At 68.6% G+C, this 12,887-nt stretch carries 14 protein-coding genes; 9 read left to right on the top strand and 5 right to left on the bottom strand.

Translation table 11 applies throughout. The features are described from left to right. Positions 1-111: 111 nt before the first annotated feature. The 3 genes from ACFWUU_RS15025 to ACFWUU_RS15015 are packed head-to-tail and all read left to right on the top strand — an operon-like array spanning position 112 to position 2,629. A complete protein-coding gene (locus tag ACFWUU_RS15025; RefSeq protein WP_170989780.1) occupies positions 112-1,377 on the top strand; it encodes a sensor histidine kinase in 1,266 nt (421 codons plus the stop codon). Further along, positions 1,374-1,997 carry a response regulator gene (locus ACFWUU_RS15020; protein WP_380175967.1) on the top strand — a complete coding sequence of 208 codons (624 nt, stop codon included), beginning with the start codon at positions 1,374-1,376 and terminating at the stop codon, positions 1,995-1,997. Before ACFWUU_RS15025 ends, ACFWUU_RS15020 begins: the two co-directional genes overlap by 4 nt. 56 nt (positions 1,998-2,053) lie before the next feature. Continuing rightward, positions 2,054-2,629: a hypothetical protein gene (locus ACFWUU_RS15015; protein WP_380175965.1), complete on the top strand. Its 576-nt coding sequence runs from the start codon at positions 2,054-2,056 to the stop codon at positions 2,627-2,629. Here the strand turns inward: ACFWUU_RS15015 and ACFWUU_RS15010 are convergent. Further along, the gene (locus tag ACFWUU_RS15010; protein ID WP_380175963.1) at positions 2,603-3,244 is read right to left on the bottom strand and encodes a class I SAM-dependent methyltransferase; all 642 of its coding nucleotides are present in this window, start codon (positions 3,242-3,244) and stop codon (positions 2,603-2,605) included. The genes ACFWUU_RS15015 and ACFWUU_RS15010 overlap by 27 nt on opposite strands. A gap of 79 nt (positions 3,245-3,323) precedes the next feature. Here ACFWUU_RS15010 and ACFWUU_RS15005 point away from each other — a divergent pair, with 79 nt between their 5' ends. Genes ACFWUU_RS15005 through ACFWUU_RS14990 form a run of 4 tightly spaced genes read left to right on the top strand, consistent with a single transcriptional unit; the run spans position 3,324 to position 6,505 of the window. Then, positions 3,324-3,671 (top strand): YciI family protein, encoded by a 348-nt coding sequence (locus tag ACFWUU_RS15005; RefSeq protein ID WP_380175961.1) that lies wholly within the window; start codon positions 3,324-3,326, stop codon positions 3,669-3,671. Between the two features lie 8 nt (positions 3,672-3,679). Further along, a complete protein-coding gene (locus tag ACFWUU_RS15000; protein ID WP_380175959.1) occupies positions 3,680-4,870 on the top strand; it encodes an RNA polymerase sigma factor in 1,191 nt (396 codons plus the stop codon). Positions 4,871-4,887: 17 nt separating this feature from the next. Further along, positions 4,888-6,051 (top strand): acyltransferase family protein, encoded by a 1,164-nt coding sequence (locus ACFWUU_RS14995; RefSeq protein WP_380175957.1) that lies wholly within the window; start codon positions 4,888-4,890, stop codon positions 6,049-6,051. Positions 6,052-6,067: 16 nt separating this feature from the next. Continuing rightward, positions 6,068-6,505 (top strand): SRPBCC family protein, encoded by a 438-nt coding sequence (locus tag ACFWUU_RS14990; protein WP_380175955.1) that lies wholly within the window; start codon positions 6,068-6,070, stop codon positions 6,503-6,505. Here the strand turns inward: ACFWUU_RS14990 and lexA are convergent. Then, complete coding sequence (lexA, locus tag ACFWUU_RS14985) at positions 6,502-7,155, bottom strand: transcriptional repressor LexA (protein ID WP_380175953.1); 654 nt, start codon at positions 7,153-7,155, stop codon at positions 6,502-6,504. The two genes, ACFWUU_RS14990 and lexA, sit on opposite strands and share 4 nt — an antisense overlap. 70 nt (positions 7,156-7,225) lie before the next feature. Between lexA and ACFWUU_RS14980 the strand changes: the two genes are divergently transcribed. Further along, positions 7,226-8,023, top strand: a complete 798-nt coding sequence (locus tag ACFWUU_RS14980; RefSeq protein WP_380175951.1) for a TIGR02569 family protein — start codon at positions 7,226-7,228, stop codon at positions 8,021-8,023. Here the strand turns inward: ACFWUU_RS14980 and ACFWUU_RS14975 are convergent. Together ACFWUU_RS14975 and ACFWUU_RS14970 are read right to left on the bottom strand one after the other, a co-directional pair. Beyond that, a complete protein-coding gene (locus ACFWUU_RS14975; RefSeq protein WP_380175949.1) occupies positions 7,981-9,183 on the bottom strand; it encodes a Cmx/CmrA family chloramphenicol efflux MFS transporter in 1,203 nt (400 codons plus the stop codon). The two genes, ACFWUU_RS14980 and ACFWUU_RS14975, sit on opposite strands and share 43 nt — an antisense overlap. Positions 9,184-9,235: 52 nt before the next feature. Continuing rightward, a complete protein-coding gene (locus ACFWUU_RS14970) occupies positions 9,236-9,811 on the bottom strand; it encodes a TetR/AcrR family transcriptional regulator (protein ID WP_380175947.1) in 576 nt (191 codons plus the stop codon). A 174-nt stretch (positions 9,812-9,985) separates the two neighbouring features. Here ACFWUU_RS14970 and ACFWUU_RS14965 point away from each other — a divergent pair, with 174 nt between their 5' ends. Next, a complete protein-coding gene (locus ACFWUU_RS14965) occupies positions 9,986-11,995 on the top strand; it encodes a glycoside hydrolase domain-containing protein (protein ID WP_380175946.1) in 2,010 nt (669 codons plus the stop codon). Here ACFWUU_RS14965 and ACFWUU_RS14960 read toward each other — a convergent pair. Beyond that, positions 11,988-12,863: a LysR family transcriptional regulator gene (locus ACFWUU_RS14960; protein ID WP_380175943.1), complete on the bottom strand. Its 876-nt coding sequence runs from the start codon at positions 12,861-12,863 to the stop codon at positions 11,988-11,990. The two genes, ACFWUU_RS14965 and ACFWUU_RS14960, sit on opposite strands and share 8 nt — an antisense overlap. Positions 12,864-12,887: the final 24 nt, after the last annotated feature.

Genomic DNA, 12,887 nt, shown 5'->3' with positions numbered 1-12,887 from the left:
TACTAGGACCGTTGTCGGGCTGCCGTCCGGCGGTTGGCGCACCATACGATCCCAGGCATGGGCAGACTCCGACGCGCGGACCGCGGACCAATCTCAACGGTTGGCCTTCTGGTGCGCTTCACAGCAGCCGGGTTGATCGTGCTGCTCTCGCTGGCTGCGCTGATCGCGTTCGTCGCGCGGCAGGCCGGCATCGAGCAGGCGACCGAATCCGCACGCCAGGTCACCTACGTGACCGCCCGCGGCGTGGTCGAGCCGCGCCTGGACGCAGCCGTCATCGCCGGCCAGCCCGCGGCACTCACAGCATTCGACCAAGCGATGCGCAAATACGTCCTGCAAGGCTCGCTCGTCCGCGTGAAGCTGTGGAACGCCGACGGCCGCATCGTGTACTCCGACGAGCCGCGCCTGATCGGTCAGCAATTCCCGCTCGGACCCGAGGAGCAGGAAGCACTCCAGCGCCAAGGCAGCAGCGCCTCCGAGGTCAGCGATCTGAGCCGCCCCGAGAACAAATTCGAGATCCCATACAAGAAGCTGCTCGAGGTGTACGTCGGCGTCCGCGGCACCAACGGCGAACCGATGCTGTTCGAGGCGTACTTCGAGTACCAGGCCGTCACCGAAGCGGGTCAGGCCGCTTGGCGCCGATTCGCGCCTCCGTCCCTCGGGGCGTTGCTCGTGCTGGAGCTGGTGCAGATCCCGTTCGCCTGGTCGCTGGCTCGACGGGTGCAACGGCAGCAGCGGGACCGCGAGCGGTTGCTGCAGCACGCGGTGGACGCGTCGGACGCGGAGCGCCGGCGGATCGCGGGGGAGTTGCACGACGGGGTCGTACAGGAGTTGACCGGGTTGAACTACGCGCTGGACGCGATGCGGCTCGGGCATCCGACGGAAGGCCAGCGGGCGGAGTTGATCGCGGACAGCGCGAGCCGGCTGCGGGGGAGTATCGGGTCGCTGCGGTCGTTGCTGGTCGACATCTACCCGCCGAACCTTGCCGAGGAGGGCCTGACGTCGGCATTGGCCGAGTTGGCGGCCGGGCTGGAGCGCGCGGGGATCGAAGTACGGCTGGAGACCGACGGTGCGGAGGAGTTGCCGCCGGCGGTTGCGGCGTTGTTGTTCCGTACGGCGCAAGAGGTCGTGCGGAACGTTGCCGCGCACAGTGGAGCCAGCGAAGTACTCATCAAGGCCGGGCGCAGTGACGGGCATGGCGTGCTGATCGTGGACGATGACGGGCGTGGATTCGACGAGTCGCGGCTCGGGGAGCGCAGCAGCAACGGGCACCTCGGGCTACGCTCGATCGGCGACCTGCTCGCGGAGTCGGGTGGCACGCTGACGGTCCGGGCCGCGCCCGGCCAGGGGACACGGGTGGAAGCCGAGGTGCCGATGTGATCCGGGTGTTGATTGCGGACGATCATGCGATCGTCCGCACGGGCCTGTCCCAGTTGCTGGGTACTGCGGATGACATCGAGCTCGTCGGCGCCGCGGGGGATGGTGCTGAGGCGGCGACGATGGCGGCGGAGTTGCGGCCGGACGTCGTACTGATGGATCTGTCGATGCCGGGCACCGACGGGATCTCGGCGACGGCGCGGATCGTGGCGGCGTCGCCGGAGGTGCATGTGCTGGTGCTGACGTCGTTCAGCGATCAGGCGCGCATCCTGGACGCGCTGCAGGCCGGCGCCGAGGGGTATCTGCTGAAGCACAGCGAGCCTGAGGTGATCCTGGCGGGGATCCGGGAGATCGTGTCGGGTGGTTCGCCGCTGGATCCGAAGGCGGCGCGGGTGCTGCTGACGAACCGGCGGTCGCCGGGTCCCGAGACCAAGCTGACCGACCGCGAGCAGGAGGTGCTCGACATGGTCGGCGCCGGCCTTCCGAACAAGACGATCGCGCGACGCCTCGGGATCAGCGAGCGGACGGTCAAGGCGCACCTCACCAACGTCTACCAGCGCCTGGGCGTCACCGACCGCACCCAGGCGGCCCTCTGGGCCCAGCGCCAGCAGCGCGACAACTAGGTACTAGTACCAACGTCCGATACCCCCGGGCCCGCCTGCGGCGACACGATAGATCCATGGACGACCAGGCGCGCGACGCGCAGACCACGGGTGGGGCTAGCGCCGATCACGTGGGCGACGTACGCCGGCGGCCTGTTGTGCTGCACACGGGACGCGCTGACGACGCGGCGCCGCGGCGGTCTGCTCGGTATCTCGCGTGGGCGGGAAGCGGGGTGCTCGGGCTCGTGGCCGCTGCGGGGCTGGTGGCCGGCGGTACGGCGGTGTGGTCGGCCTTCGACCCGGGGACGCCGGGGCGGTCGCCGGCTCCGTTGTGGTTTCCGCCGCCGGAGACGATCACGCCGCAGAGCGAGCGGATCACGCCGACGCCGACCGTGGACGACCACGGGGGCGACCGCACTCGTACGCCGACGTCGAGCAGCACGACCGAGCCCGGGGACGACAAGGGCGGGACTCGCAAGACCACCGGGAACACCACAACCGGGAACACCACAACCGGGAACACCACAACCGGGAAGACCACGACCGGGAAGACCACCTCGGGGAAGTCGACCACCGTGAAGCCGTCCTCCGGGAAGCAAGGCTCGGGTGGCTCCGGGAAGTCGGGTTCAGACGACGGGCCCAATCACAACTGACCGGGCTCGACCGAGGATGTGCGGTCGCGCCGGATTCGGCTGATCGGCCGGGAAGTCGAACCGGTCGAGCTCCTCGATCACGAACCCCGCCGCCTCGATCGCAGCCGCGGTATCGCGATGCACATGACACCCACCCGCGAACAGCGACCAAACAGTCGCATCCGCGATCTTCTGCACAGTCTCCAACCGCCCGCCATCCGCGGCGACATGCTCGTAGAACCTGAGCTCCCCACCCGGCCGCAGCACCCGCGCCGCCTCAGCGAGCGCCAGCTGCTGATCCGGCACCGAACACAGCACGAGCGACACCACAACCACATCAGCTGACGCATCAGCAGCCGGCAACCGATCCGCCGTACCCTCGACAACCTCAACCGGCACAGAGGCTGTCGCAGCGGACCGAGAAGCCTGAGCGCGCAGATAAGGCTCCGGCTCAACCGCGAGAACGCTCACGACCCCGGCCGGATAATGCGCGAAGTTGCCACCATCGCCCGCGCCGATCTCGATCACCCGGCCGGCCGCCCCGGCGAGCAGCCGCCGTCGGTGCTCGGCCGCGCCTTCGCGGTCCATCGCAGGGCGGACTCGCGCGTACATCCGGGCAAAGATCGGCCGCTTCATGGGCACACGATGTCAGAGTGTCGGATTGAGCATGACCCGGATCGTCATCAGGCTGAAGCTATCTACTGGAGGTGTACGGGTGAAGTACGTGCTGATGTTCATCGAGACCGAGGACTACCTCAAGGAGCTCGACGCGATGACGCCGGGCGAGCGCGAGCAGGCGTACCAGCGGGTGTACCAGTGGTTCGACGACCACCGCGACAAGATCAGCGACCGTGGAAACAAGCTGCAGGGGGCGGAGACCGCGACCACTGTCCGGCTGGACGGCGGGGTGGCGATGACCACAGACGGGCCGTTCATCGAGGGCAAGGAGGTCGTGTCCGGGTTCACCGAGATCGACGTCGCGGACCTGGACGAGGCGCTGCGGATGGTCAAGACGTGGCCGGCCTGTCCGGTCGTCGAGATCCGTCCGGTCGCCGAAATGTGAACGCAGATGTGAGTACCGAGGACGAGCTGGCTCGCGTGGTGCGTGACCACGCGGGCCAGCTGGCCGGTTCGCTGGTGTCGCTGCTCGGGGACTTCTCGGCGGCCGAGGACCTGGTGCAGGACGCGGTCGAGATCGCGCTCCGCCGCTGGCCAATCGAGGGGATCCCGGATCGGCCGGACGCCTGGCTGTTCACGGTCGCCAAGCGGCGTGGTCTCGACGTACTGCGTCGTCAGCAGAACTACCGCGCCAAGCTGGCCGAGCTCCAGCACCAGGACGAGCAACCAGTTGCGTCGGATGATCGACTGCGGCTGATCTTCACCTGCTGCCACCCGGCCCTCGCGCGCGAGGCGCAGGTTGCTCTCACGCTGCGGGTCGTGTGCGGCCTGACGACCGCACAGATCGCGGCGGCGTTGCTGGCCAAGGAGACCGCCGTCGCGCAACGCATCACGCGGGCGAAGCGCAAGATCACCGACGCCGGTATCCCGTACCGGATCCCGCGCGACGACGAGCTGCCCGAGCGCCTCACCGAAGTACTGACCGTCATCTACCTGCTCTTCAACGAGGGCTACCTCTCCAGTACGGCGGAACGCGCGCACTCCCGCGACCTGGTCGACGACGCCGAATGGCTGACCGCACTACTCCACGGGCTGCTGCCCAACGAGCCCGAGGCCGCCGGTCTGCTCGCTCTGATCCGCCTGCACCGAGCCCGTACGGCGGCCCGCTTCACGCCGGCCGGCGAACTCGTCCTGCTCGAGGACCAGGACCGCACGCTCTGGGATCAGGCTGCGATCGCCGAGGCCACGGCACTCCTCACAAGGACGGCCCACCGTCACCACGCCCCCGGCCCGTACCAGTTGCAGGCCGCCATCGCCGCCTGCCACAGCGAGGCGCCGACCTGGGCCGAGACCGACTGGCGGCAGATCCTCGTCCTGTACGACATGCTGCTCACTCTGCAGCCGAGTCCCGTGACCTGCCTGCACCGCTCGGTCGCGCTGTCGTTCGTCGAGGGGCCAGCGGTTGCTCTGGCGGAAGTCGACCGGCTCGCACTCGACACGTATCCGTTGTTCCACGCAACCCGCGCGCAGTTCCTCCGCGACCTCGGCCGCGACGCCGAAGCACACGTAGCCGACGAGCGTGCCGCGGAGCTGACCGCCAATCCGGCGCAACTCGACCTGTTGCGCGAGCGGCTGGCCCGCTGAACCAGCATCCTTGCTCCATGGGAGCTCAGGGGCGGGGCGAACGGTTGTGGTTTCTCGACTGGTTGCGGGTGCTGGCGGTTCTCGGGGTGTTCGTGTTTCACACCCTGCGGCCGTTCGACGACGGCGACTGGCATGTGAAGAACGCGGAGACCAGCGAGGGGATCTCGATCGCGATCGCCTTCCTCGGTCTGTGGGGGCTGGCGTTCTTCTTCATGATCTCCGGATCGGCTGCCTGGCTGGCGTTACGGTGGCGGACCGGGGTGCAGTTCCTGAAGGAGCGGTCGATCCGCTTGCTCATCCCGTTCGTGGTCGCGTACGTGCTGCTCTCACCGCTGCAGTACTTCATCGAGGAGCGCCACAAGGGCCGATCGACGCAGTCGTTCTGGACATTCTTCAGGGATCTCGGCGGCGATGCGCCGCTGTGGCTGCGCGACACCTACCACCTCTGGTTCCTCGTCTATCTCATCCAGTTCGCCGTCCTCGGGCTGCCGTTGTTCGTCCTGCTGCGCGGCCGGACGGACTGGATCGCGCGTCGATGTCAGCGGCGCGGTTCGATCCTGCTCCTCGCCGTACCGCTGGTGCCGGTGCATCTGCTGCTGCTCGCCGCGCCGGGGCCGGAGCACGGGTGGGGCGAGTTCGTGTTCTTCTTCGACTTCTTCGTCGTCGGGTATCTGGTGATGTCGGACGAGCGGCTGATGGCAGCAGTACGACGCGACGCCGTACCCGGGCTGGTTCTCGGCCTGGGCGCCTTCCTGATCGGCGTCTTCACCGGCATCATCGACTTCCTCGACGGCTGGTGGCCGGACCCCGGGTACTCCTGGCAGTACCTCTGGTACTCGCCACTGATCACGTTCGCCGTCTGGGGCTGGCTGGTCGCCGTCCTCGGCTTTGGCATGCGCGCGGCCGCCTTCCAGCGCGCGGTCCCGACCCCGCTCGCCCGGGCCGCGATGCCGTACTTCATCGTCCATCAGCCGGTCATCCTCGCGATCGCGTTCTTCGTGGTGCAGTGGGACGCCGCGATCTGGACGAAGTACGCCGTACTCCTGCCGTCCGCCTTCGTCGTCTCCGCCGCACTGGCCCTGCTCGTCTCGTCCCTGCCCGGAGTCCCGGTCCTGTTCGGCGTCAAGCGTGTCGAATCCACGGCCGCGCCGATCGTCAACAGGTCGGAAGCATCCGACTGACTAGGAGACTGGGGCAATGGGAACGATCGTCACGAAGATCGAGGTCGAGCGGAAGCCGGACGAGGTGTTCGCCTACGTCACCGATCCGAACCACTTCACCGAGTGGCAGGCCAACGTCACCGGCGGGCACCTCGAAGGCGGGGAGCCGGTCGTCGGCGCGAAATGTCTGACGCGTCGAAAGATCGGCGGCCGGCAGCGGGACGTGACGTCGCGGCTGACCGAGTTCGACCCGCCGCGGGCGTGGGCGGTGCACGGCGACGAGGGACCGATCCGTTCCACGGTCAGGGTGTCGGTCGAGCCGATCGCCGGCCGCGACGCGAGCACGGTGACGATCGACCTCGACTTCCAGGGGCACGGCATCGGCAAGCTGATCGTGCCGTTGATGGTGGTTCCGCAGTCGCGCAAGGAGATGGTGCAGAACATGGCCCGGTTGAAGACCAACCTGGAGCGCTAGACGCTGCGCAGTACCGACACGACGATGCCGAGGATCGAGGCGTTGTCGCCGTCGATGACCTCGTACGCCGGGTTGCGCGGCTCGAGGTACACGTGGCCGTTGCGGCGGCGGTAGACCTTGACCGTCGCCTCCTCGTCGATCATCGCGGCGACGATCTGGCCGGAGTGCGCCTCGGTCTGCTGGCGGACCACGACGATATCGCCGTCGCAGATCGCGGCGTCGATCATCGACTCGCCACGGACGCGCAGCCCGAACACGGTGCCGCGTCCGGTCAGCCCGCGGGGGAGTTGCATGACGTCGTCGACGTGCTCGATCGCGGAGATCGGCGTACCGGCCGCGATGTCGCCGACCACCGGCACCGGGACGTTGTCGTCACTCGTGGCCTGCGTGCCCGACTCCTGCAGGAACATCCGGACGTCGATCGGCCGCGACACCGACGGACTCCGGCGGAGGAAGCCCTTCTCCTCGAGGCTGGCCAGGTGCTTCGACACCGAGGACGACGAGCGCAGCCCGACCGCGTCGCCGAGCTGCCGGCTGCTCGGCGGGTACCCGTGCCGCGTCACCCAGTCGCCGATCACCACCAGGATCCGTTGCTGCCGCTCCGGAAGAGCCGCGGTGTCGAGGTCGCCGAAGAGGTCGAGATCAGTCACCGCAGAACCCTATAGCTCCCCGACCTAAAACCTGGTGAGCCCCGCGCGCTGTTCATGGCAGGGTGCGGGCATGGTTGGTCCTTCGGCTGAAGTCCTCGATGCGTTCGCGCTCACCGAGCCCGCGGTCCTGCTGCCGGGTGGGCAGGGGGAGACGTGGCGCTCCGGATCCGTTGTGCTGAAGCGCGCAGTGTCGGAGAGCGTGTGGCGGGCCGAGGTGCTGGCCAAGCTGCCGGAGTCCTCGCTGTTTCGCGTACCTCGGCCGGTGCAGAGTCGGACTGGCGAATGGGTCGCGTTCGGGTGGGAAGGCACCGAGCTGCTGGCCGGGGCGACGGATGTCCGGCGGCAAGATGAGGTGTTGCGGGCGGCCGAGGCTTTCCATGCGGCTGTCGCCGACCTGCCGCGGCCAGATTTGCTCGACGGGCGGAGCGATCCCTGGTCCGACGGCGATCGGGTCGCGTGGGGCGAGCAGTCGTACGACGGGAGTCCGGCGTACGTCGAGTTGGTCCGGCCGCTGGTCGATGCCTGGCGACCGGTCGAGCTGGTGGACCAGGTGGTGCACGGGGATCTGCCGGGGAACGTGATGTTCGCCGACGGGCTCCCGCCGGCGATCATCGACTGGCCGGTGTACTGGCGACCGCCGTCGTGGGCATCGGCGGTCGCCGTCGCGGACGCGTTGTGCTGGTACGGCGCTGAGCCGGGCCTCGCGGCGCGGTGGTCGCATCTCCCGGAATGGGGTCAGATGCTGATCCGCGCGCTGATCTACCGGATGGCGACCGACGACCTGGCCGGCGGCGCCGCGACCTGGACCGAGGCCCGCCGCTCGGGTTACGCGCCGGTGATCGAGCTCGCGCTCTCGTACGCCGGCTGATCCGCAGCCGACCGCCCGGCGCGCCCAGCCGCGCGGACCGCGAGCGGAATGGTGCCGAAGGCAAGTACTCCGAGTCCGGCGCCGATCCACCCGACCGACGAATACCCGGCGCCAGCGTCCAGCGCGAGCCCGCCGAGCCACGGACTGACCGTGATCCCGACGTTGAACGCGGAGATGTTGAACGCCGCGGCCAATGTCGGCGCGGAGCCGGCGACGCTGAACACCCGCGAGTTCACCGCCGGGTTGGTCGCGAACCCGAACGTGCCGACCGCGATGATCGCCGGTACGGCGAGCCACGGCGTACCCGTCGCGAGCGCGAGCACCACCGCCGCGACGATCACCCCGGTCAGGCTGAGGACCAGCGTGCTGAACGGTCGCCGGTCCGCGGTCCGTCCGCTGACCGTGATGCCGATCAGCGCGCCGACGCCGTACAGCGCCAGGATCGCGGGGACCCAGCCGTCCGACAGTCCAGTGGTCTCGGTGAGCAGGGGAGCGAGGTAGCTGAAGATCACCAGGATCGCGCCGGTCGACAATGCCGTCGTGCCGTACGCGAGCCACAGCTGCGGATTCGCCATGCTGCGTACCTCGTTCCGCAGCTCAGGAGTACGCTCCGCCCGGCCGCGCGGGATCGTCGCGACGATGCCGATGATGGAGAGCGCGGACAGTACGGCGACCGCCCAGAACGCGGATCGCCAGCCGAGGTGCTGGCCGAGCAGCGTTCCCGCGGGCAGGCCGACGATCGTGGCGACGGTGAGTCCGCCGGCCAGGATGCTCATCGCCTTGGCCCGCGCCTCCGGGCCGGCGAGTTCGATCGCGGTCACCGATGCGACCGCCCAGAACCCGGCGTACACGAACGCGCCGGCGACTCGGGTCGCGAGCAGCACGCCGTACGACGAGGTCAGCGCGCCGGCGACGTGGGTGAGCGCGAAGATCGCCAGGAACGCGAGCATCGCCGCGCGGCGGGACCAGCGCAGGGTGGTGACGGCCAGGATCGGCGCGCCGACGAGCATGCCGACGGCGAACGCCGAGATCAGCAGGCCGGCGGCCGGGATCGACACGCCCAGGTCGGTCGAGATCTCGGGAAGCAGGCCGGCCAGCATCAGCTCGGACGTGCCCTGGGCGAAGATCGCCAGGCCGAGCAGATAGACAGCGCGAGGCATGAGGTCCTCTCGTAGTGGATCGTTCAGTGCAAGAAGTGGGCAGAAATGATGCTCAGAAGCTGCGCAGGGTCGCTTCGACGACCGCCTGCTGCTCGGCGCGGTCGGCGCCACGCCGAGCGGCGACCCGCAGGCCGCCGAGAACGGTGAAGACGTACGTCGCGAGCCCGGTCGGGTCCTGCTCCGGGTCGAGCTCACCGCTCGCTTGCGCCGCACGGATCGCATCCGCCAGCGCAGTCAGCTTGGCCTCGTGGTCCCGGTCCAGCAGGCCGACGATCTCGGCGTCCTTCGGGCCGAGCTCCACGATCGTGTTGATGACGAAGCAACCCGCCGGGTCGTCGGGCTCCGGCTCGACGGCGGTCCACAGGATCCGCCGGACCCGTTCCCGGATCGGTACGGCGGCGTCCTCGATCACCTCGAGCTGGGCCGCGGTGAACTGGTCGACGTACCTCCGGAGCGCGCGGTCGAACAGATCGCGCTTGCTGCTGAACGTGTTGTAGATGCTGCTCCGGCCGAGGCCGGTCGCCTCGCACAGGTCCTGGGTCGAGGTCGCTTCGTAGCCGGCCGTCCAGAACACCCGCATCGCGGCGTCGACGGCGCGATCCTCGTCGAATGTCCTCGGTCTTGGCATGTCAGCCACCATAGCACGTTATGGACCGATCGATCCAAAATGGGGCGGCCAACGGGTGAACCACCTGCGCCGATAGCATCCGGGCATCGAGGCGAGTGCCGGATGCTCTTCGACAAGAGCGCAGGTGCTCGCTTTCACTTGGGGGCTCTGATCGTCGATCATCTGGGGAGCACTGTGAGGTTGTTCAGACCTGGGGGGCTGGCACTCGCCCTCGCCCTGGTGGCGGGTCTCACCGCTACCACTTCAGCTGTCGCGGACGGGACCAAGACCGTCTCGTACCGCGGCTACCAAGTAACTGTCCCGGCCAACTGGCCGGTGGTCGACCTGACCGCCGACCCGACCGCCTGCGTCCGGCTCGACCAGCCGGCCGTGTATCTCGGCCGCAGTACGTCGCAGGCCAACTGCCCGGCGCATCTCGTCGGCCGCAGCTCCGGCCTGATCCTGGAGCCGCTGACCACGAACACGCCGTCCAGCGACGGTCTGCTCCGGCGTGCGGTCGGTGACGCCGGTGTGCTCGCGACGGCGTACTACGCGCCTGGCGCGGAGAGCGCGGCGAGCGACGTACTCGCCACCGGTCGAGTAGTGACGAAAACACCGTCCGCCCGGGTCGCGACGCCCGCCGCGGTCACCCCATCGGTAGTTGCTACCGGCAACTTCGCGGGGGATGGCTTCGACGCCTGCACCGCGCCGCCGCAGTCCACGATGGACGCGTGGCGACCGAAGTACCAGGGGATCGGCATCTACATCAGCGGCGGTCTCCGTGCGTGTGCGCAGCCGAACCTGACTGCGGACTGGGTGGCAACGAACGCAAGTAAGGGCTGGCAGTTCCTGCTGATCGACGTCGGCTACCAGGCGCCGTGTACGAACTACAAGAGCCGGATGTCGTCGGTCGCCTCAACCGCTCTGATCCAGGGCCGCAACGCTGCGATCAACGCGGTGGCAGCAGCTCAGGCGCTCGGGTTCGCCCAGCGCAGCGCGATCTACACCGACCTCGAGCCGTACGAGTCGACCGCAGCATGCAAGGCGGCGGTGCTGTCGTACATCAGCGGTTGGACTCAGGAGCTGAACTCGCGTGGTTACGTCGGGGGCGCATACGTCAATGCCGCCCACGGAGGCGCCGACCTCGTGAGCGGCTACACCAGCACGGCGTACACGCGGCCGGACAACATCTGGATGGCGCAGTGGAACAAGGCGCCGGGCACGATGTCGATTCCTGCTGCCTACTGGAGCAATCACCAGCGCGTCCATCAGTACGACAGTCTGAGCGAGACCAACGGTGGCGTCACGATGTCGATCGACAAGAACTACCTGAACCTGACCGCACCGCCGCCGCCTGTCACCAGCTTCACCGTCAGCGGTGGTGTTGCTGCTGCCACTCTGCGCTGGACGAAGCCGGCGGGTGTGACGCTTGGTCAGATCATGGTTCGTAGTGCGGTCGGCTCGACCCCGCCGCCGCTGCCGACCTCCGGTACTGCGGTTTACAACGGCGCAGCGAGCCTGTTCACTCAGACCGGGCTGTCGAACTCGGCCAGCTACGCCTACCGCGTCTGGGTGAAGGACAGCAAGGGCAAGATCAGTCCGGGTGTCGACGTGAAGCTCGTCGGGTCGAAGGCCACGATCGGCGCCACTGCGGCCTCGATCATGTACACGCAGGCGGTGACGCTGTCGACGGCGGTGAGTCGGCTGGACGGCGTGAAGCTGGCCGGCGTACCGGCGGTGCTGTACTCGAAGGCGAGGAACGCCAGCAAGTGGACGACAGTCGGTACATTCACCACCGACTCCAACGGCATCGCCTCGACGTCGCAGAAGCCGGCCGTGTCGACGTACTACATGTGGGGCTACAACGGCGGCGGCGCAGTGCTCGGTACGCGGAGTACTGCTCCGCTGGTCCAGGTGCACCCGGCGCTGTCGGCGTACCTCACTCCGGGTGCGATCAAGCTCGGCGCGTCGACGCTGCTGTACGGGTACCTGAACCCGCCGCACGCCGGCACGACGGCGTACCTGCAGAAGCGGTCCGGTACGACATGGGCGGCGGTGACGACCGGGAAGCTGACCTCGAACGGGAAGTACGCGTTCAGCATCAAGCCGACCGCACGCGGCACCTACACGTACCGCGTGGTGTGGCTGGCCGACGCTGACCATCAGGGCACACAGACCGCGTCGAAGGTGCTGACCGTCAGCTGAAGGGGAGGTCGGCCGCCGCACTCCGCGCGAGCTCGATCGCGTGTGCCGCAAGCGGTGAGTGCGTGCGGCCGGCCCGCCACAGCAAGAAGATCTCCCGCGCCGGGAGCTCCGGCGTGAGCTCGTGCAGCGTCAGGCCCGGGTCGTCACGCAGTACGGCGAGACGCGGCGCGAGCGCTGCACCGAGGCCGGCGCGGACCATCGCGAGCAACGCCTCGTTGCCCTCGGTGCGGAACACGAACTGCGGGCGGATGTCGCGAGCACGCAGGAAGGCCTCGACCACCGCTTGATGGCAGATCGCCGGATGGGCGACCAACGGAAGACCGTCGAGCTTCTCGAGCGGGACCGGGCCGGCCGGGAAGTCTCCAGGGCGCGCGACCAGGACGTACGGGTCGTCCAGCAGCTTGAGGTCCTCGATCGTGTCGTCGGTCCGGCCGTCGAAGAACATCAGATCGAGCCCGGTGAGATCGGGATCGTCGGTCTCCTCCTCGAACAGCCGGATATCGCAGCCCGGATGCGCATCGCGCAGACCGCGAATGACCTGCGGCAGCAGCGTGTTCGACACGGTCTGGAACGTGCCGATATCGATCCGGCTGTCGCCGGCGCGAAAGCGTTCTATCCCGTCGCTCAGCTCGTCGGCGCGGCGCAACAGGTCGCGGGCGTGTTGCAGCAGAACGGCGCCGAGCGGCGTGATCCGCACCGGCTTCGGCCCGCCGGGGCGATCGAACAGCGGACCGCGGGCGGCCTTCTCGAGGACTGCGATCTGCTGGCTGACGCTCGACTGGGTGTAACCGAGCCTGCTCGCGGCGCGGCCGAACGATCCCTCGTCGGCCACGGCAGCCAGCGTCGCCAGATGACGCAACTCGTACATGGCGGCACTCTATCGCCAATGGCG

The sequence above is a fragment of the Kribbella sp. NPDC058693 genome (assembly GCF_042715335.1).
In the GTDB taxonomy this organism is placed as follows: Bacteria; Actinomycetota; Actinomycetes; order Propionibacteriales; family Kribbellaceae; genus Kribbella; species Kribbella jiaozuonensis.
Note: the sequence above shows the minus strand (reverse complement) of the source record. Positions and strands in the feature narration are given on the sequence as shown.

Bases quoted from the DNA above. Each gene is read 5' to 3' on its own strand.
- ACFWUU_RS14995 (WP_380175957.1), top strand. From the start codon at position 4,888: ATGGGAGCTCAGGGGCGGGGCGAACGGTTGTGGTTTCTCGACTGGTTG.
- ACFWUU_RS14975 (WP_380175949.1), bottom strand. From the start codon at position 9,183: ATGCCTCGCGCTGTCTATCTGCTCGGCCTGGCGATCTTCGCCCAGGGC.
- ACFWUU_RS14990 (WP_380175955.1), top strand. From the start codon at position 6,068: ATGGGAACGATCGTCACGAAGATCGAGGTCGAGCGGAAGCCGGACGAG.
- ACFWUU_RS15015 (WP_380175965.1), top strand. From the start codon at position 2,054: ATGGACGACCAGGCGCGCGACGCGCAGACCACGGGTGGGGCTAGCGCC.
- ACFWUU_RS15010 (WP_380175963.1), bottom strand. From the start codon at position 3,244: ATGAAGCGGCCGATCTTTGCCCGGATGTACGCGCGAGTCCGCCCTGCG.
- ACFWUU_RS14970 (WP_380175947.1), bottom strand. From the start codon at position 9,811: ATGCCAAGACCGAGGACATTCGACGAGGATCGCGCCGTCGACGCCGCG.
- ACFWUU_RS14980 (WP_380175951.1), top strand. From the start codon at position 7,226: ATGGTTGGTCCTTCGGCTGAAGTCCTCGATGCGTTCGCGCTCACCGAG.
- ACFWUU_RS14960 (WP_380175943.1), bottom strand. From the start codon at position 12,863: ATGTACGAGTTGCGTCATCTGGCGACGCTGGCTGCCGTGGCCGACGAG.